Genomic DNA, 19251 nt, shown 5'->3' with positions numbered 1-19251 from the left:
CAGGAAGGAACAACTCACGTATGGCTCTCGAACCGCCCCGGCGTCTGGTCACCGCACTCGGTGAGACGGCGCAGGACGGCGACGACTGGCTGGAGAAGCTGCCCGAGGCAGCTGAACAGGCCGTTGCTCTACGCGAGTTGACCGTCGAGCGGGTCCACGTGCCCGGCGGGCGCAGCGGCCTCGTCGTCCTGGTGCGCCTCGCCGACGGCACGCCCGCGGTCCTGAAGCTGGTGCCGCCGAGGTCACGCCCGCAGAGCGAGCGGGCCGCGCTGGCGCACTGGAACGGGTTCGGTGCCGTACGGCTTCTGGAACCCTCCGCCGCGGACGGGGCGCTGCTGCTGGAACGGCTGCACCGCGATGTGTCGGTCCGTTCGCTGCCCGAGGCCAAGGCCCTGCTGGAGGCGGCGGGCACGCTGCGGCGGCTGTGGGTGGAGCCGCCCGCGGGGCACCGCTTCGAGACGGTCGCCGAGCGGACGGGGCGGCAGGCCGATGCGATGCGGGCGTCCGCCGACGGGGAGGTCGCGCCGCTGGTCGAGGCCGCGCTCGCGGCGCGGGAGGAGTTGCTCGCCGGGGACGTGGAGGTGCGGTTGCTGCACGGCACGTTCCGGCAGAGCAAGGTGCTTCAGGGGGATCGGGTGCCGTGGCTGGCCGTGGGGCCCGATCCGGTGGTGGGTGAGTGTGCGTTCGACCTGGCCCGGCTGGTGCGGGACCGGGTGGAGGACCTCATCGCCTCGCCCTCGGGGGCGTCGATCACCCGTCGCCGGGTGAAGAAGCTGGCCGAGTCGCTGGACGTGGATCAGGAGCGGTTGCGGGGGTGGACGCTGTTCCGGGCCGTGGAGTCGGGTGTGCGGGCACGGCGCGTGGGGCGGGAGCAGGATGCGGAGCTGCTGCTGGAGTTCGCCGGGTGGCTGTAGCGGGCGGGGGCGCCTTGGTGGCCGTCATCACCGGCTTCGCCGAGTTCGTCCTCAAACGCCGGACGGGCTGAAAGATTCCGGCCGGGCTGGAGATATCCAGCCCGGCCGGCGTTGAGCAGCAACCCACTCAGGCAGTCAGCCGCGCAATCGCCTCAGCCACGGTCAGCTCCTCGCGCTCCCCGGTCCTGCGGTCCTTCAGCTCTACGACGCCCTCGGCGGAGCGGCGGCCCGCCACCAGGATCTGCGGGACACCGATCAGCTCGGCGTCGGTGAACTTCACGCCGGGCGAGACGCCCGCGCGGTCGTCGACCAGCACCCGCACGCCCGCGGCGTTCAGCTGCTCGGAGACGTCAAGGGCGAGCTCCGTCTGGAGCGCCTTGCCCGCGGCCACCACGTGGACGTCGGCGGGGGCGATCTCCTTGGGCCAGCACAGGCCCTTGTCGTCCGCCGTCTGCTCGGCGAGCGCCGCCACCGCGCGTGAGACGCCGATGCCGTACGAACCCATGGTCACGCGGACCGGCTTGCCCTGCTGGCCGAGGACGTCGAGCTGGAAGGCGTCGGCGAACTTGCGGCCCAGCTGGAAGATGTGGCCGATCTCGATGGCGCGGTCCAGCTGCAGGCCGGTGCCGCACTTGGGGCAGGGGTCGCCCGCCTCGACGACCACGACGTCGAGGTAGTCGTCGACCTCGAAGTCACGGCCCGCGACGACGTTCTTCGCGTGCGTGTTGATCTTGTTGGCGCCGGTGATCCAGGCCGTGCCCGCGGCCACCCGCGGGTCGGCGATGTAGCGGACCTTCTCCAGGCCCTGCGGGCCGACGTATCCGCGTACGAGATCGTCGCGGCCCTCGAAGTCCTCGGCCGTCACCAGCTCCACGACGGCGGGCGACAGGTGCTCGCCGAGCTTGCCGAGGTCGACCTCGCGGTCGCCGGGGACGCCCACGGCGACGATCTCGCCGTCGACCTTGACCAGGAGGTTCTTCAGGGTCGCGGACGCGGGCACACCGAGGTGGGCCGCGAGCGTCTCGATCGTCGGGGTGTCGGGGGTGTCCAGGTCCTCGACCGGGCCGTGCACGGAACCGTCCGCCTCGGTGGCCACGAAGGACACCGCCTCCGTGTTGGCCGCGTAGTCGCACGCGGGGCAGTCCACGAAGGTGTCCTCACCGGCCGGCGCGGGCGCCAGGAACTCCTCGGACGCCGAGCCGCCCATCGCGCCGGAGACGGCGGAGACGATGCGGTGGTCGAGGCCGAGGCGCTCGAAGATCTTGATGTACGCGGCGCGGTGCAGGGCGTACGACTCGGCGAGACCCTCGTCCGTCGTGTCGAAGGAGTACGAGTCCTTCATCTGGAACTCGCGGCCGCGCAGCACACCGGCGCGGGGGCGGGCCTCGTCGCGGTACTTCGTCTGGATCTGGTAGAGGATCACGGGCAGGTCCTTGTAGGACGAGCACTGGTCCTTGACGATCTGGGTGAAGATCTCCTCGTGCGTGGGACCGAGGAGGTAGTCCGCGCCCTTGCGGTCCTTGAGGCGGAAGAGCAGGTCGCCGTACTCGTCGTAGCGGCCCGTCGCGTCGTACGACTCCTTGGGCAGGAGCGCGGGCAGGAGGACCTCCTGGGCGCCGATGGCGTCCATCTCCTCGCGCACGACGTGGGTGATGTTCTCCAGGACCTTCTTGCCCAGCGGCAGCCAGGACCAGATGCCTGCGGCGGTGCGGCGGACGTATCCGGCCCGGACGAGCAGCTTGTGGTTGAGCGTCTCGGCGTCCGCCGGGTCGTCGCGCAGTGTCTTGATCATCAATCGGGACATGCGCTGGACCTGGGCCATGGTGAACTCCTGCGTGGAAAGGGTGATGGGCAGGAGGTTAGCCGGGGCGCGGGCGCGTGCGGAAATCGGTTAGGCGGTGACCCGCCTCAGCGGGAGCGGTGCGCCCATCACCGCGTACGGCTTCGGGGCGCTGGGGAACTGGACGTTGCGGGCCAGGTCCGTGTACCCGAGGGAGCGGTAGAGGCCGCGTGCGGGGCTCTCCGTGTCGATCGCGGAGAGGATCGAGCGGGGCTGGCGGACGGCGTCCGTGATGGTGGTGATGAGCGTGCGGCCGACGCCGTGGTTCTGGTGTCCCGGCTGCACGTGGAGCTCGGTGATCACGAAGGAGTCGTCGAGCCAGCCGTCCATGTCCCCGGCGCGCAGATACGGCTCGACGACCGTGGACCACCAGTGGCTGCGGTCGTTGGGCATGCCGTAGACGAAGCCGACGAGCCGCCCCTCGGGGGTAGTGGCGCCGAGCGCACGGGCGCCGGGATAGGTGATGTGCCGCAGCACGATCTGCCGCCGCACGGCCACCTCGTCGTCGCTGAGCCCGAACGCGTGGGCCTGCACCCGCAGCGCTTCGTCCACGTGCGTGGCGAGGTCCAGCGGCCCGATCACGACGTCGTCAGTCATGCGCCGAACTTTAACTCGCTGACGGGGGTGCGTGAGGAGTGCGGTGCCAGACGCGGAAGAGCTAGAACAGGACGCTCATGAACGCCCCGACCTCCTGGAACCCCACCCGCCGGTACGCCGACCTGGCCGCGGTGTTGAAGTCGTTGACGTAGAGGCTGACGACCGGGGCCACGTCCGCGAGGGCGTAGCGCAGAACGGCCGCCATGCCCGGTGCCGCGTAGCCCTGGCCCCGGTACTCGGGGGCCACCCAGACGCCCTGTACCTGACAGGCCTGGTTCGTGGCCGCGCCGATCTCGGCCTTGAAGATGACCTTGCCGTCGCGGTCGAGGCGGGCGAACGACCGCCCCGCGCCGACCAGTTCGGCGACCCTCGCCTGGTAGAGCAGGCCGCCGTCACCGGCGAGCGGCGAGATGCCGACCTCCTCGGTGAACATCGCCACGCACGCGGGCATGATCGTCTCCATCTCGTCCTTGCGGACGCGACGGACGTACGGATCGGGGGTGATGTCGTGCGGAAGCCGGTCGGTGACCATCAGGGGCTGCTGGGCCCGGACCTCGCGGGCGGGGCCCCAGGAGGGTTCGAGCAGCCGCCACAGCTGGGAGGTGGGCTCGGCGGGGCCGACGATGGAGGAGCAGCGGCGGCCTGCCCTGCGGGCGCGGTCCGCGAAGGCGCGTACGGCTCGGGGGGTCGCGCAGATCGGGACGAGGTTGGCGCCCGCGTAGCAGAGGGACTCCAGCATTCCGTCCTGGTACCAGCCCCACATCTCGCCGCCGAGCCGCCACGGGTCGAGGCCCGCGACGCGGACCCGTGAGGTCACGAAAGCGTTGGCCACGGGCTCGCGGTCGAGGACTGCGAGCGCGGCGTCCAGGTCACTCGGTTCGAGGACCCTGGTGGTGGTCTGCGTCAACAACGGGGCGTCTCCATCACTCCCTGCGGGCAACGACAACCGGTCGAACACCCTGCTAGCGTCGCCGCGTGCCCTCGGGCGCCGGTCAGGGCTTGACCGTCGCGTCACTGCGAGAAGCCCCTCGGGGCGGAGTCACACGGTCTGCTGATCTCCGTACTTTAACCGGAGATGCTGAGCAGCACCGCACGCAAGGGACCGGGCGCCACCTCCGGAGGGGCACCCGGTCCCTTGCGCCACGTCAGGTGTCAGCCGGCGACGGCCACCGACGGCTCCCCGGAGGGGACCCCGTCCTTCTCCATCTGCTCAGCGATCTTCATCGCCTCTTCGATGAGGGTCTCCACGATCTTCGATTCGGGGACGGTCTTGATGACCTCGCCCTTGACGAAGATCTGGCCCTTGCCGTTGCCGGACGCGACGCCGAGGTCGGCCTCGCGGGCCTCGCCGGGGCCGTTCACGACGCAGCCCATGACGGCGACGCGGAGGGGGACCTCCATGCCGTCGAGGCCCGCGGTGACCTCTTCGGCCAGCTTGTAGACGTCGACCTGGGCGCGGCCGCAGGACGGGCAGGAGACGATCTCCAGGCGGCGCGGCTTGAGGTTGAGGGACTCCAGGATCTGGATGCCGACCTTGATCTCCTCCACCGGCGGGGCCGAGAGGGAGACGCGGATCGTGTCGCCGATGCCCTCGGAGAGCAGCGCGCCGAAGGCGACCGCCGACTTGATCGTGCCCTGGAAGGCCGGGCCCGCCTCCGTCACGCCGAGGTGCAGGGGGTAGTCGCTCTGGGCGGCCAGTTGCCGGTAGGCGTTGACCATGACCACCGGGTCGTTGTGCTTGACCGAGATCTTGATGTCACGGAAGCCGTGCTCCTCGAAGAGCGATGCCTCCCACAGGGCCGACTCGACCAGGGCCTCCGGGGTGGCCTTGCCGTACTTCTTGAGAAGGCGCGCGTCCAGGGAGCCCGCGTTGACGCCGATCCGGATCGGGGTGCCCGCGTCGTTCGCGGCCCGCGCGATCTCCTTGACCTTGTCGTCGAACTGCTTGATGTTGCCGGGGTTCACGCGGACCGCGGCGCAGCCGGCGTCGATCGCGGCGAAGACGTACTTCGGCTGGAAGTGGATGTCGGCGATGACCGGGATCTGCGACTTGCGCGCGATGGTGGACAGCGCGTCCGCGTCGTCCTGCGTCGGACAGGCGACCCGCACGATCTGGCAGCCGGACGCGGTCAGCTCCGCGATCTGCTGCAGCGTCGCCCCGATGTCGGACGTACGCGTCGTGGTCATCGACTGCACCGAGACCGGTGCGTCCCCGCCGACGGCGACCGTACCGACCTGGATCTTGCGGCTGACACGGCGGTCGGCGAGCTTGGTCGGTACGGACGGGATTCCGAGAGAAACGGCAGTCATCTGGCGAGCATCCCCAAGGTGTGGATCAAGGTCCCGAGATCGGCGGGCTCCAGGCTTCGAGATTACGGCACCCCACCGCGCCCGAGCACATCACGTCCGTAACTCCACCCAAAGGTGGGCGGCCGGACACAGAGAGTGCCCGGCCGCCGCAAACTTCACGTTATTAGGAGATTCTCACCGGGTTAACGACGTCCGCGATCAGGACGAGGATCGTGAAGCAGATGAAGATTCCGGCCACCACATAGGCGACGGGCATCAGCTTCGCGACGTCGAAGGGGCCCGGGTCGGGCCGCTTCAGGAGCTTGGCCGCCTTGCGCCGCACCGACTCCCACAGCGCTCCCGCGATGTGCCCGCCGTCCAGCGGAAGCAGCGGCAGCATGTTGAACAGGAAGAGGGAGAGGTTGAAGCCCGCGACCAGGAACAGCATCATCGCGATCTGGTTCTCCGGCGGGATGTCCAGCGTGAAGACCTCGCCGCCCACGCGGGCCGCGCCGACGACGCCCATCGGGGAGTCCTGCTTGCGGTCGCCGTCACCGAAGGCCGCGTCCCACAGGTCGGGGATCTTGGACGGCAGTGCGATGAGCGACTCGACGCCGTTCTCCATCATGTCGCCCATGCGGTTCACCGAGTCGCCGAAGCCCTGCTGGACGACGCCGGTGGCGGGGGTGAAGCCGAGGAAGCCCGCGTAGACGTACTTCCCTTCGACATAGCCGCCGTCGCCGTCGGTCTTGCTGACCTGGTTCTTGATGAGGTTGGCGTGCAGGTCGACCTGCTTGCCGTCGCGCTCGACCGTGATGGTGGCCGGGCCGATGGTCTCGCGGATCTTGCCCTGGAGCGCGGACCAGTCGTCGACGGGCTGCCCCTGGAAGGCGACGATCTTGTCGCCGAGCTTCAGTCCCGCCGCCTTGGCGGGCGCGGCCGTGTCGCCCTTCTCGCACTTGGAGCGGTTCTCGCTCTGCTGGATGACGCAGTCGGACACCTTGCCGACCGTCGTCGTCTGCGTGCTGATGCCGAAGGTCATCATCACGCCGAGGAAGATCGCCACGGCGAGGATCAGGTTCATGAACGGACCCGCGAACATCACGATCACGCGCTTCCACGGCTTGCGCGTGTAGAAGAGGCGGGATTCGTCGCCGGGTTCGAGCTCCTCGAAGGCGGCCGACCTCGCGTCCTCGATCATGCCGCGCCAGGGGGACGTGGAGCGTGCCTCTATGCGGCCGTCCGGACCCGGCGGGAACATGCCGATCATGCGGATGTAGCCGCCGAGGGGGATGGCCTTGATGCCGTACTCGGTGTCGCCCTTCTTGCGCGAGAAGATCGTCGGGCCGAAGCCGACCATGTACTGCGGCACGCGGATGCCGAACAGCTTGGCGGTCGACAGGTGGCCCAGCTCGTGCCAGGCGATCGAGAACAGCAGCCCGACCGCGAAGACGACTATGCCGAGGATCATCATCAAGGTCGTCATGCGCGGGCCTCCGCGGTCGCCTTCGCCGTCAGTTCACGGGCCCGGGCACGCGCCCAGGTCTCCGCTTCGAGGACGTCCGCGACGGTCAGGGAAGTTCCCGCTGACGGCGTGCCGTGTTCGGCGACGACCTTCGTCACGGTCTCCATGATCCCATTGAAGGGCAGGGCGCCGTTCAAGAACGCGTCCACGCACTCCTCGTTGGCCGCATTGAACACCGCCGGGGCCGTGCCCGCGAGCTTCCCCACGTGCCGGGCGAGCCCGACCGACGGAAAAGCGTCGTTGTCGAGGGGGAAGAACTCCCAGCTCGACGCCTTCGTCCAGTCGAAGGCGGGAGCGGCGTCCGGCACCCGCTCGGGCCAGCCGATGCCGATGGCGATCGGGCCGCCCATGTCGGGCGGCGTGGCCTGGGCCAGCGTCGATCCGTCGGTGAACTCGACCATGGAGTGCACGTAGGACTGCGGGTGGACGACGACCTCGATGCGCTCGAAGGGGATGTCGTAGAGGAGGTGCGCCTCGATGACTTCCAGGCCCTTGTTCACGAGCGTCGCGGAGTTGACGGTGATGACCGGGCCCATGGCCCAGGTGGGGTGCGCGAGCGCGTCCTCGGGCGTGACGTTCGCCAGATCGGCCTTCGTACGTCCCCGGAACGGGCCACCGGAGGCCGTGACGACCAGCTTGCGCACGTCGGCGCGGGTGCCCGCGGCGAGCGCCTGGAAGAGCGCGGCGTGCTCGGAGTCGACCGGGATGATCTGCCCCGGCTTCGCGAGCGCCTTCACCAGCGGGCCGCCGACGATCAGCGACTCCTTGTTGGCGAGCGCGAGGGTGCGGCCCGCCTCCAGCGCGGCGAGGGTGGGCGCGAGCCCGATGGATCCTGTGATGCCGTTCAGGACGGTGTGGCAGTCCGAAGCGGCGAGCTGCGTGGCCGCGTCGGGCCCGGCGAGGATCTCGGGCAGCGGCTCGGTGCCGTACTGCCCCTTCAGCGCCTCGCGCAGCGCCGGTACGACGTCCTCGCGGGCCACCGCGACGGTCCGCACCCGCAGCTGCCTGGCCTGCTCGGCGAGCAGCGCGACGCGGCCGCCGGCGGCGGAGAGCGCGGTGACGCGGAAGCGACGGGGGTTGCGCAGGACGAGATCGATGGCCTGGGTGCCGATCGACCCGGTCGAGCCGAGGATGACGATGTCCCGCGGGCCGTCCGTGACGACGGGGTCGAAGACGAGATGCGGGTCGGCGAGGGGGGCTGGACTGTCGCTCATCCCCCCATTCTTGCCTGGGTGACGGTGCGAGGAGACACTGCGCCCCGATCCGGTCGGCCAAAAACGTGTTCCGGGGCGTCCCCGCAGGGGGAACGCCCCGGAAAGCGCGTCAGCGGATCGGCCGGTGGACGTTCTCCCGTGTACTCGCGCCCGGTGTGGCGTCCGCGATCCAGGGGCCTTCGCCGCTGGGGTCGACGACGCCCTCCTCCAGCCAGGTGTACGTGCCGGACAGGACGCCCTTGACCACCTTGCGGTCGATGTCGTCCGTGTTGGTCCACAGGCGGTCGAAGAGCTCGTCGACACGGATGCGGGACTGGTGGCAGAACGTGTCGGCCAGTTGGTAGGCCTCGCGGCCGTAGTCCTCCGTCGTCCGCAGGAGCTCCGCGCGTACGCACGCCGCGCTCATCGCGAAGAGTTCGGCACCGATGTCGACCACGCGGCCCAGGAAGCCCTGCTTGGTCTCCATCTTTCCCTGCCAGCGCGACATCGCGTAGAACGTCGAGCGGGCCAGCTTGCGGGCGTTGCGCTCCACGTAGCGCAGGTGCGGGGAGAGGTCCGCGTGGCCGTCGGGGTGGAACTCCGAGTACGAGCTCGGGAGCTGCCCCGGGCCCGTGACCAGCTTCGGCAGCCAGCGGGCGTAGAAGCCGCCTGCCCTCGCGCCCGCCTTCGCCTTGTCGGAGAGGGACTTGTCCGGGTCGATCAGGTCGCCCGCCACCTTCAGGTGCGCGTCCACCGCCTCGCGGGCGATCAGGAGGTGCATGATCTCCGTCGAGCCCTCGAAGATGCGGTTGATGCGCAGGTCGCGCAGGACCTGTTCCGCCGGGACCGCGCGTTCGCCGCGGGCCGCGAGGGACTCCGCGGTCTCGAAGCCGCGGCCGCCGCGGATCTGCACCAGCTCGTCCGCCATCAGACAGCCCATCTCGGAGCCGTACAGCTTGGCGAGCGCCGCCTCGATGCGGATGTCGTTGCGGTCCTCGTCGGCCATCTGGGAGGAGAGGTCGAGTACGGCTTCCAGGGCGAAGGTCGTCGCCGCGATGAACGAGATCTTCGCGCCGACCGCCTCGTGGAACGCGACCGGCTTGCCCCACTGCTCCCGCGCGCCCGACCACTCACGGGCGATCTTCAGGCACCACTTGCCCGCGCCGACGCACATCGCGGGCAGCGAGAGGCGGCCGGTGTTGAGGGTCGTCAGGGCGATCTTCAGGCCCGCGCCCTCCGGGCCGATGCGGTGCGCGGCGGGGACGCGGACCTGGTGGAAGCGGGTCACGCCGTTCTCCAGGCCGCGCAGGCCCATGAAGGCGTTGCGGTTCTCGACGGTGATGCCCTGTGCCGCCGCCTCGACCACGAAGGCCGTGATGCCGCCCTTGTGGCCGTCGGACTTCGGCACGCGCGCCATGACGACCAGGAGGTCGGCGACGACGCCGTTCGTGGTCCACAGCTTCACGCCGTCCAGGACGTACGAGTCGCCGTCCGGCACCGCCATGGTGGCCAGGCGCGCCGGGTCGGAGCCGACGTCCGGCTCGGTCAGGAGGAACGCGCTGATGTCCGTGCGGGCGCAGCGCGGCAGGAACTCGTCCTTCTGCTCCTGGGTGCCGAACTGCTTGAGCGGCTGCGGTACGCCGATCGACTGGTGGGCGGAGAGCAGCGCGCCGATCGACGGGTTCGCGGAGCCGACGAGGGCGAGCGCCTTGTTGTAGTAGACCTGCGTGAGGCCGAGCCCGCCGTATTTCACGTCGATCTTCATGCCGAGGGCGCCGAGCTCCTTGAGGCCGTTGATGACCTCGTCGGGGATCTTCGCCTCGCGCTCGATGCGGGCCGAGTCGATCTTCGTCTCGCAGAAGTCGCGGAGCTTGGCGAGGAACTCCTCGCCGCGCCTCGCGTCCTCGTCCGGGGGCATGGGGTGCGGATGGATCAGGTCGAGCCGGAAGCGGCCGAGGAAGAGTTCCTTGGCGAAGCTCGGCTTGCGCCAGTCCTGTTCGCGGGCGGCCTCGGCGACCTGCCTGGCCTCGCGTTCGGTCACGGACGGCCCGGAAGGGGGTGGGGTTGGTGCGGACATTGAGGAGCTCACCTCGCCGCGGATGGGGCCGATCGGTTCCGATTGAGCCGATCTTGACCCGGTCGGTTACTGACTGGTGCTACTCGATCGTATGGATCGTATGTACCCGATTCGTCCGGAGCCCACCAGTCCTCGCGCAGCGTTCGGCCCCGCCGGAGTCACGTGTCGCCGGGCCCCGAGCCGTCCAGCGGAAGGACCGTCAGGGTGCGCCCCCGGGTGACGTACAGACGGTTCTTGCGCGTGGAGAAGCGGGGCGCGCCCTCGGGCTCGTCCGGCATCGTGTACGTCCACGCCGTCCTGAACGTTTCGCGGTCCACGGCGATGACCGCGGCGTCCGCGGAGGGCGCCATGGGCGGGAAGAGATAGCGGCCGCCGGGCAGGGGCGGGGCCGCGGGCGGGTCGGGCAGGGGCACGGTCGACTTCCACCGCCAGGCGTCGCCCTTGCGGGCCTGCTTGCGGCGCGTGCGCTGGACCGCCCACATCTCGCGGCCGAGGAAGGAGAAGTAGATCGTCTCTCCCTCGATCGTGGCCGCGCCGTAGAGACTGCGGCCCCTCGCCTCGGCCGGCAGGCCCTTCTCGGCCTCCTCCGGGTCCAGGCTCCACAGCGTGCGGCCGGTGGCGAGCTCCAGGACGAGGCAGCCGCGGCCGCTGACCACGACCGTCCTGTCGTCGGAGGCGATGGCCCGCCTGGCCGTGGCGGTCGTCGGGTCGAGCCGCGTCCGCTCGGTCGCGAGGGTGCGCCGCCAGGCGGGCTTGCCGCTGTCCGTGCGGTAGGCCGTGACCGAGTCCGTCTCCAGGAGCAGTGCGAACCGGTCGTTGCCCGCCATCCGGGCGGTGCGCGCCACGCTGCGGGCGAGCTTCCTGCGCCAGACGACGCGGCGGTCACGGACGTCGTACGCGACGAGGAAGCGGTCGAGCTCCTCCGGCTGGGCCTCCTCGCCGTGCCCCGGCTCGTGGCCCATCACGTACACGGCCCTGCTGCTGTAGGCGACGACCGCCTGGCGCATCCGGCGCAGATCGAGGTCGAGGGCGCCGGTGGTCCAGGTGCGGCCGTCCCCCGCCTCCACCACGGCGAGGCGGCCTCCGGGCTCCGCGGTGGGCTGGACACAGGCGTCCGCGCACGGGGTCGGCGCGACGCCTGCGCCCGCGCGGGCCCGCCAGCGCAGCGTGCCGCGGCGGGCGTCGATGCCCAGGAGCGATCCGTCGGCGGCGCCGGGCACGACGACGACGTCGCCGAACGGCAGGGCGGGGACGATGCCCTTGTCGCTGAGGTCGCCCCGGTAGCTCCACAGGGGCTGCGGCGCCCCGCCGGGGACCGTCTTCGAGGGGCGGCGCGAGGGTGAGGGCGAGGGATCGGACCCGGGGTTCCCACCCGGCCCCCAGAGCCACCACGCGGTGCCTCCGCCCGCGCCCACGACGGCGAGCGCCGCGCCGCCGGCCAGCAGGCGGCGGCGCGTGGGCCCGTCCACGCCGGGCTCCGGCTCGGTGTGGCGGCGTACGCCGGTGTCGCCCACGGATGCCGTGCGGGCGGCGATGTCGGCGAGCACCGCGGGCGGAAGGCGGTCCCCGAACCAGGCGTCGCCGCCCGCGCGTGCGCGCACATCGGCCGGGGCCGGGCGGGCGGCGGGATCGCGGGCCAGGCAGGCCGCCGCCAGCGGGCGCAGCGGCTCGGGGACCGCGGCGAGCTCCGGTTCCTGGTGGGCGATCCGGTACAGCAGCTCGCCGGGCTCGCCCTCGCCGTGGGGCGGGCGTCCCGTGGCGGCGAGGACGAGGACGGCGCCGAGCGCGTACACGTCGCAGGGCGGGCCGACGCGGCCGCCTGTGGTCTGCTCGGGCGCCATGTAGGCGGGTGTGCCGGGGAGTTCACCCGGAGCGGTCAGCGGCTGGGCGCCGGTGGCCTGGGCCAGGCCGAGGTCTATGAGGCGCGGGCCCGCGGGGGTGAGCAGCACGTTCGAGGGCTTCAGGTCGCGGTGCACGTAGCCCGCGCCGTGCAGCGCCTCAAGCGCCGTGGCGAGCTCGGCGGCCAGCGCGCGCACCGCGGGCTCGGGCCACGGGCCGTACGCGGAGACGGCATCGGCGAGCGAGGGGCCCAGGACGTACGCCGTGGCGAACCACAGCTCCCCGGCGTCCACCAGCTCGGGAAAGTGCGGGAGGCGGCCGAGCGTGTGGGCGGCCTGTGTCTCCTCGCGGAAGCGCGCCCGGAGCGAGGGGTTGTCGGCCAGCGCGGCGCGTACCGCCTTGAGCGCGACGGTGCGCCCCGTGGGCGTACGCGCGAGATAGACCGTGCCCATGCCGCCCGAACCGAGCCGGGCGACGAGGCGGTGGTCTCCGATGGTGTCGGGGTCTGTGGGCAGGAGCGGCCCGAGGGCGTCCATGGGTGTCACCTCACCGGAAGGGCGTAGATCGAGGGGCCGTTGACCACCAGGGCGACGCGGCCCGACGTATGGACCTGATAGCTCTCGTCCGCGTCGGCGACGGCGAAGTGCCACTGTTCGGCGCCGGTGCGCGAGTCGAGTGCGAAGACGCCGAACCGGCTCGCGGCCAGCAGGGTGCGGCCGGAGTCGGTGACGCGCAGGACGGGCGGTGCGGGGTCCTTGGAGAGCCGGTCGGGGGTGAGCCGGTGGCGCCAGAACTCCCGCACCCGTGCGGTGTCGACGGCGATGACGGTCTGCGCCGGGCTCGCGACGAAGAGGAGAGGGCTGCCGACGCCCTTGATCCGGCGGACCTTGGAGGACAGCGTCACCTTGTCGGGCTTGGTGCCTGCCGTGTTCTGGAACAGGTCGAGGCGGTGGCGCGGGGCGTCGGCGTCGTGGGGCGCCGCGCGCAGCCGGCCGCCGACGACTTCGATGAGCTGCCGGGAGTACGGGTCGTAGACGAGCGTGGCGCGGAAGGTGTCCGTCCAGGGGTGGATGTGGTTCCACACCGTGCGTCCGGTGGCGATGTCGGCGCGGGTCAGGCGGGAACTCCGGGGATAGCGCCTGCCGATGAGATAGAGGTCGCGGTCCTGTTCGTGTTCGTGTTCCTGTTCTTGTCCTCCCTGGGCGCCCGCCTCCTCTTCTTCCTCCTCCTCACCCTCCGCGTCGGGGGAGGTGACACGGAGGTCGCCCGGCAGGGCCGTCGTGACCTTCATGCGCCAGCGGTCGGCGCGCTCGTCCACGCCGAAGTTGACCAGCCAGGGCTGTCTGTCGTCCCCCGTGGCACCGGAGGGCGGCGCCACGTGACACAGGACCGTGCGGTCGCGGGACGAACCGCCGAGGATCCGCATCGTGCCCCGGCCGGACAGGACGCTCATGGTGCGGGTCCACAGCTGCTTCCCGTCCTTCGGGGAGAGCCCGACCAGGCGCTCGGAGCGCGCGGTGACGGCCTGGTCGGCGAGGGGCAGGACGGGCTGCGCGGCCGCCATGTCGTCACGGGTCCAGGCGACCTGGCCGGTGTCGAGGCGCAGGGCGGTGAGGAAGGGCGGCTCGGAGACGTAGCCCGTCTCGCCGCCCCACATGCTCACGTCGGCCTTGATCGGCCCCGCCTCGTTGTCGTAACGCCACAGGGCGGGTGGCGCGGCGCCACGGGGGACGCGGGCGGTGCCGGAGGACGCCGCGCGCGTACGCCGCTCCGGCGAGGCGAGGGCATCGGCTCCACCGCGCGCCATGACCCAGCCGCCAACGGCTCCGGCACCGAGGAGGGCGCCGGCCGATGCGGTGAGGAGGGTGCGGCGGGTGGGGTGAGCGGGGCGTGCGGGGCGGTGGGGGCTGCGCGCCGGGGTGGTGGCGAGGGGCGGGGCTTCGGATCCTGGCGTGGCGGCTGGCGCGGCATCGGCTGCCCGGCCTTGCGGGGCGGCCGACGGGGCGTGCGGGCGCGGGTGGGCTTCGGGCTCGTGCGGTGCGTGAAGTCCCGTCGGGGGCACGGCAGGCGAGCCGGGCGCTTCGGCCGCGCGGACAGCTTCGGACTCACGTGCCCTCTCGACCGCACGGCTCCCATCGGACGCACCGGCCGCTTCGGACACGCGCCCCGCATCGGCCGCACGCCTCCCTTCCGGCAAGTGGCCCCCATGAGATGCCCCGGGCCGCGGCAGTCCCTCCTGGGCCAATGCCTCCTCCGCCTCCCTCGCCAGGGCGCCGACGATCCTGGCGGGCAGCGGTGGTGGTGTCCCCGGGTTCCAGTGGGCCGCCAGTTCGGCCGCCGTGGGGCGCTGCCCGGGGTCCGCGTGACGGCAGCGCGCCAGCAGTTCGGTGTCGGGCGGGCGGCCCGCCGCCGCGTCGGTCAGGACCGTGGCGAGCGCGGCGACGTCATCGGCGGGGCTCCCCTTGCCCCGTGGCCGAACCAGCCGCGGGCCTCCTGCGCCGAGCAGCACCCCGCCGGGGCTGACCGCACCGTGCGCCGCGCCTGCGGCATGCAGCCGGGCCAGCGCAGCGGCGAGGGCGGCGCCGATGCCGCGGACCGTGGCGTCCGGCAGCCCTCCGTACATCAGGCCGCCCACCTCGGCGAGCGTCAGCGAAGGAACGTACCGGCAGGCAAGCCACGGCGGCTCGGCGCCAGGATCTGCGTCGACCGCCTCCACCAGGCCAGGCCCGGCCGCGGCGCCGCGCAGGAGGGTCAGGCCGTCACCCGACTCGCCCTCCAGGAGCGTCACTTCGACGTACGGGTGCCCCGCGGGGCCGACGGCGAGCCACCGCCGCTCCCCTCCGGCGGGCGCGAGCCGGGCCACGAGGCGGTAGGGCCCCAGGGCCGGCGGATCGTCCGAGCGCAGGTATTCCATCGGTACTCCCCCGTGTGCGCACCGCCCGGTTCCCCCACCGGGAGCGCCGCGCACGCTGCGCAGAGTAGACCCTGAATGCCGGATTCATGAGCCTTGCGCACCCTCGGACATCAGAGGGTCGGCCATCGCCGCATCAGAGGGTCGGCCATCGCCGCATCAGAGGCTCGGCATCGCCCTCAGCTCACCGCCGCGCGCCACGAAGACCCGCCCCGCCGCGCCCGCCAGGCCCCAACCCGCCTGCTCCGCATCGTCGTTGAACGCCCAGAGCTTGCGTCCGGAGCGGGTGTCGAGGGTGACGACGCCGCGGTCGTGCGTCCGCGTCGCGCTGCCGCTCTTCGGCTCCGCACCGAGAGGGACGTACAGCGCGTGCCCCTGGCGGACGGCGGGCCGCAGCGGCAGCACCGCGTCCGTGAGGCCGCCGCCCGCGTAGCCGACCTTCGCCGTCCAGCGCGACGAGCCGTCGGCGGCGTCCAGGCAGAGGATCTCCCCCTCGAACAGCTGGCGGCGCGGGGCGTAGACGACGTCGTCCACCACCGTCGGCGCGCCCCAGGTCCACCGCGTCAGCGGCCCGTCGGCATCGTGCGACCACCGCTCCGAGCCGTCGCGGGCGCGCAGCGCCACCATCCGGTCGCCGCCCACGCAGAAGCCGTCGCCGAGGACGGCGGGCGGCAGCCCGACGGGCACGGCGAACGACTTCACCGGGCCGAGGTCCTTCTCCCAGCTCACCTCGCCCGACGCGGTGTCGAGGGCGACCGCACGGGCATCCCGCGTCGTGACGAGCAGCCGTCCGCCCGCCACCGCCGCCGATGGCGGCCCGTCCGCGCCGACGGCCGCCTTCGACGTCCACCCGACCCGGTGGTCCGCGAGGGCGAGTGCGCGGACATGCCGGTCGCCGTCGAGGACGTACACGTGCCGGGAGTCCACGGCGAGTGCCTGGCGTGCGTCGGCGGCGCGCGCGTCCCACAGCTTCCGTCCGGTGCGGGCGTCGAGCGCCGTGACCCAGCCGCCGCGGGTGACGGCGATGACCGCTCGCCCCGCCTCCTGGAAGAGCAGCGGGCCGCCCTGCGCGGGCGCGCCGTTGCCGGGCCAGGTCCAGGCGCGCTCGCCGGTGTGCTGCGTCCAGGCGGCGAGCCCCGGCCCGAGCGGGGCGACGACCACCCGGTCGACGGCCAGCGGCCCCGGCCCGTCCGGGTCGACACCGCGGGCGCGCCACAGCGCCGAGGGCACGGTGCCCGCCGTGGGCCGGGCGACCGGAGCCGCGAAGGGAACGCCGCCCGCTGTCGTGCGGGGCCCTTCGGTCCCGTCGTCCCGCAGCAGCCACCAGGCGAGTCCACCACCGCCCGCGGCCACCACGGCCGTACCGAAAGCCGCCAACAGGGCTCGCCTGGAGGGATGTTGCCCCTGGTCGGCCCCGGATTCGGCGGCGGCCGCCTCCGCCAGGCGTGCCGCGGCCGTCCGTGCCCGCCGCTCGATCTCCGTGCGCAAGGGCGCGCGCCGCCACGGCCGTTCACCGCCCCCGCGCGCCCGGAGCAGCTCGGCGACGCGCTCGGGCGCGGGCCTGGCCCCCGGGTCCTTCTCCAGACAGCCGCGTACGACAGCCAGGAGCGCGTCCGGCAGTCCGTCCAGGTCCGGATCCTCGTGCACGACACGGAAGTTGACGCCCGCCGGATGCCCGCCGCCGAAAGGCGCCTGCCCCGTGCAGGCGAGGGCGAGGACCGCGCCGAGGGCGAAGACGTCGGCGGCCGGTCCCGCGCGCCGCCCGGTGACCTGCTCGGGCGGGGCGAAGCCGGGGGTCGCGGGGGCGGTGCCGGGGCTCGTGAGGGTGAGGCCGTACTCGGGGCGCGCGATGCCGAAGTCGATGATCTGCGGTCCGGAGCGGGTCAGGACGATGTTGGACGGCTTGATGTCACGGTGGACGAGCCCCGCCGCGTGGATCATCGCGAGGGTACGGGCGAGCGCGGCCCCGAGCGCCCGTGCGCCGCCTTCGGTGAAGGTGCCGTGCGCCGCCACCGCCTCCCGGAGCGTCGGCCCCGCGAGGAAGTCGGCGGCGATCCACGGCACGGGTCCTTCCAGGTCGTACGCGAGCACCTGGGCGACGCCCCGTCCGCGTACCGCCGAAGCGGCGTCGGCCTCGCGCCGGAAGCGGCGCACCATGCCCTGGTCGCGGGCTAGTTCGGCCCTGAGCACCTTGACGGCCGCGGCCCCGCCCCGCCGGTCGCGCCCCAGGTACACGGCTCCCATGCCGCCCTCGCCGAGCGTGCCCGCGATGCGGTACGGGCCGATGCGCGCCGGGTGCGGCGACGATTCCCCCCGGAGTTCCCCCACGTCCCCCACGCGAGCCATGGTGGCAGGGCGGGGCAACGCCCGGAAGCGGTCCGGCGCGTGCGTGCCCGGCACACACGCGAGAACGGCCGGAGCCCCCGCACAGTGGGCTCCGGCCGTCCGGATCGTGAACTGCCTTACTTCATGAACTGCCTTACAGGGCGAGGCCCGTCAGCACCATGACCCGCTCGTACGTGTAGTCGTCCATCGCGAAGCGGACGCCCTCGCGGCCCACGCCGGACTGCTTGACGCCGCCGTACGGCATCTGGTCGGCGCGGTAGGAGGGGGCGTCGCCGATGACCACGCCGCCGACCTCGAGGTCGCGGTGCGCGCGGAAGGCGGTCTGCAGGTCGTGCGTGAAGACGCCCGCCTGGAGGCCGTACTTGGAGTCGTTGACGGCGGCGAACGCCTCCGCCTCGCCGTCCACCTTCTTGATCGTGAGGACAGGCCCGAAGACCTCCTCGCAGGCGATCGTCACGTCGGCCGGTACGTCGGCGAGCACGGTCGGCGCGTACGAGGCGCCGTCCCGCTTGCCGCCCGCGAGCAGCTGGGCGCCCGCCTGCACGGCCTCGTCGACCCAGGACTCCACGCGCTTGGCGGCGTCCTCGTTGACCAGCGGGCCGACGTCGGTCTTCGGGTCGGACGGGTCGCCGGTGACCTGGGCCTCGATGGCCTTGAGGACGCGCGGCACGAGGCGGTCGTACACGGAGGCGTCGGCGATGACGCGCTGCACCGAGATGCAGGACTGGCCGCCCTGGTAGTTGGAGAACGTCGCGATGCGCGAGGCCGCCCAGTCGAGGTCCTCGTCGGAGGAGAAGTCGGGCAGGACGACGGCGGCGCCGTTTCCGCCGAGCTCCAGGGTGCAGTGCTTGCGCGGCACCGAGTCCAGGATCGCGTAGCCGACCTTCTCGGAGCCCGTGAAGGAGATGACGGGAAGGCGCTCGTCCTGCACGAGGGCGGGCATCTTCTCGTTCGCGACCGGAAGGACCGACCAGGAACCGGCGGGCAGCTCGGTCTCGGCGAGCAGCTCGCCGATGAGGAGACCGGAGAGCGGGGTCGCGGGCGCCGGCTTGAGGATGATCGGCGTGCCGGACGCGATGGCCGGGGCGATCTTGTGGGCGCAGAGGTTCAGCGGGAAGTTGAACGGCGCGATGCCAAGGACGACGCCCTTGGAGAAGCGGCGGGTGAAGGCGAGGCGCCCCTGGCCGCCGGCGTCGGTGTCGAGGCGCTGGGCCTCGCCGCCGTTGAACCGGCGGGCTTCCTCGGAGGCGAACCGGAAGACGGAGACGGCACGGCCGACCTCGCCGCGGGCCCACTTGATCGGCTTGCCGTTCTCGGCGGAGATGAGCTGGGCGATCTCTTCCGTCCGCTCGACGAGCCTGCGGCTCACGTGGTCGAGGGCGGCGGCCCGCACGTGCGCCGGGGTCGCGGCGAACTCGTCGCGCACCGCGTACGCGGCGGCGACGGCCTCCTCGACCTGGGCGTCGGTCGGGACGGCCGCCTTGCCGACGACCCGCCCGTCCCAGGGCGAGGTGACGTCGAGAGTGGTCTCACCGGTGGTCTGGCGACCGGCGAGCCAGAAGGCGTGGATGGAAGTCATGTCGATTCCCGGCCCTTCCGCGAAGGTGTGTCTTGGGGGGTACGTTCCCCACCGTAGGGGCGGTAAGGGTGCAGGGCGTTTGTCCGACTCGGAGTAGTGCCCTCGGGGCCCGCGCCTCTTTGGCAGGGGACTGGATCCGGA

The 19251-nt window shown here is 72.3% G+C and carries 12 protein-coding genes; 1 reads left to right on the top strand and 11 read right to left on the bottom strand.

The genetic code is table 11. The features are described from left to right. Window positions 1–20 precede the first annotated feature (20 nt). On the top strand, window positions 21–914 hold the full coding sequence (locus ABZ833_RS36235) for an aminoglycoside phosphotransferase family protein (protein WP_361056117.1): 894 nt from the start codon (window positions 21–23) through the stop codon (window positions 912–914). 127 nt (window positions 915–1041) lie between these two features. Here the strand turns inward: ABZ833_RS36235 and ABZ833_RS36230 are convergent, their stop codons facing one another. From ABZ833_RS36230 to ABZ833_RS36180, 11 genes are all read right to left on the bottom strand, one after another. Beyond that, window positions 1042–2736, bottom strand: coding sequence for a proline--tRNA ligase (locus ABZ833_RS36230; RefSeq protein WP_249587403.1), 1695 nt, complete (start codon window positions 2734–2736; stop codon window positions 1042–1044). Window positions 2737–2805: 69 nt separating this feature from the next. Further along, entirely contained in the window at window positions 2806–3351 is a 546-nt protein-coding gene (locus ABZ833_RS36225) for a GNAT family N-acetyltransferase (protein ID WP_361056114.1), read from the bottom strand. A 61-nt stretch (window positions 3352–3412) separates the two neighbouring features. Next, window positions 3413–4261, bottom strand: coding sequence for a GNAT family N-acetyltransferase (locus ABZ833_RS36220; RefSeq protein ID WP_361056111.1), 849 nt, complete (start codon window positions 4259–4261; stop codon window positions 3413–3415). Window positions 4262–4503: 242 nt separating this feature from the next. Further along, a complete protein-coding gene (gene ispG, locus ABZ833_RS36215) occupies window positions 4504–5661 on the bottom strand; it encodes a flavodoxin-dependent (E)-4-hydroxy-3-methylbut-2-enyl-diphosphate synthase (RefSeq protein ID WP_249587406.1) in 1158 nt (385 codons plus the stop codon). A gap of 163 nt (window positions 5662–5824) precedes the next feature. Next, on the bottom strand, window positions 5825–7126 hold the full coding sequence (locus ABZ833_RS36210; RefSeq protein ID WP_361056107.1) for a site-2 protease family protein: 1302 nt from the start codon (window positions 7124–7126) through the stop codon (window positions 5825–5827). Further along, window positions 7123–8379 (bottom strand): 1-deoxy-D-xylulose-5-phosphate reductoisomerase, encoded by a 1257-nt coding sequence (gene dxr, locus ABZ833_RS36205; RefSeq protein ID WP_361056104.1) that lies wholly within the window; start codon window positions 8377–8379, stop codon window positions 7123–7125. Before dxr ends, ABZ833_RS36210 begins: the two co-directional genes overlap by 4 nt. 109 nt (window positions 8380–8488) lie before the next feature. Beyond that, complete coding sequence (locus tag ABZ833_RS36200) at window positions 8489–10435, bottom strand: acyl-CoA dehydrogenase family protein (protein WP_361056100.1); 1947 nt, start codon at window positions 10433–10435, stop codon at window positions 8489–8491. 158 nt (window positions 10436–10593) lie between these two features. After that, window positions 10594–12810: a PQQ-binding-like beta-propeller repeat protein gene (locus tag ABZ833_RS36195; RefSeq protein ID WP_361056097.1), complete on the bottom strand. Its 2217-nt coding sequence runs from the start codon at window positions 12808–12810 to the stop codon at window positions 10594–10596. 5 nt (window positions 12811–12815) lie between these two features. Further along, window positions 12816–15188, bottom strand: coding sequence for a PQQ-binding-like beta-propeller repeat protein (locus ABZ833_RS36190; RefSeq protein WP_361056094.1), 2373 nt, complete (start codon window positions 15186–15188; stop codon window positions 12816–12818). Between the two features lie 156 nt (window positions 15189–15344). After that, a complete protein-coding gene (locus tag ABZ833_RS36185; protein WP_361056091.1) occupies window positions 15345–17522 on the bottom strand; it encodes a PQQ-binding-like beta-propeller repeat protein in 2178 nt (725 codons plus the stop codon). 142 nt (window positions 17523–17664) lie between these two features. After that, window positions 17665–19110: an aldehyde dehydrogenase family protein gene (locus tag ABZ833_RS36180; RefSeq protein ID WP_361056088.1), complete on the bottom strand. Its 1446-nt coding sequence runs from the start codon at window positions 19108–19110 to the stop codon at window positions 17665–17667. Window positions 19111–19251: the final 141 nt, after the last annotated feature.

The sequence above is a fragment of the Streptomyces sp. NPDC047525 genome, from assembly GCF_040643025.1.
Lineage (GTDB): Bacteria > Actinomycetota > Actinomycetes > Streptomycetales > Streptomycetaceae > Streptomyces > Streptomyces durmitorensis.
Note: the sequence above shows the minus strand (reverse complement) of the source record. Positions and strands in the feature narration are given on the sequence as shown.

Excerpts from the sequence above, each read along its gene's own strand:
- ABZ833_RS36190 (WP_361056094.1), bottom strand. The coding sequence starts at position 15,188 with ATGGAATACCTGCGCTCGGACGATCCGCCGGCCCTGGGGCCCTACCGC.
- ABZ833_RS36195 (WP_361056097.1), bottom strand. The coding sequence starts at position 12,810 with ATGGACGCCCTCGGGCCGCTCCTGCCCACAGACCCCGACACCATCGGA.
- ABZ833_RS36225 (WP_361056114.1), bottom strand. The coding sequence starts at position 3,351 with ATGACTGACGACGTCGTGATCGGGCCGCTGGACCTCGCCACGCACGTG.
- ABZ833_RS36200 (WP_361056100.1), bottom strand. The coding sequence starts at position 10,435 with ATGTCCGCACCAACCCCACCCCCTTCCGGGCCGTCCGTGACCGAACGC.
- ABZ833_RS36235 (WP_361056117.1), top strand. The coding sequence starts at position 21 with ATGGCTCTCGAACCGCCCCGGCGTCTGGTCACCGCACTCGGTGAGACG.
- ispG (WP_249587406.1), bottom strand. The coding sequence starts at position 5,661 with ATGACTGCCGTTTCTCTCGGAATCCCGTCCGTACCGACCAAGCTCGCC.
- ABZ833_RS36180 (WP_361056088.1), bottom strand. The coding sequence starts at position 19,110 with ATGACTTCCATCCACGCCTTCTGGCTCGCCGGTCGCCAGACCACCGGT.
- ABZ833_RS36230 (WP_249587403.1), bottom strand. The coding sequence starts at position 2,736 with ATGGCCCAGGTCCAGCGCATGTCCCGATTGATGATCAAGACACTGCGC.
- dxr (WP_361056104.1), bottom strand. The coding sequence starts at position 8,379 with ATGAGCGACAGTCCAGCCCCCCTCGCCGACCCGCATCTCGTCTTCGAC.
- ABZ833_RS36210 (WP_361056107.1), bottom strand. The coding sequence starts at position 7,126 with ATGACGACCTTGATGATGATCCTCGGCATAGTCGTCTTCGCGGTCGGG.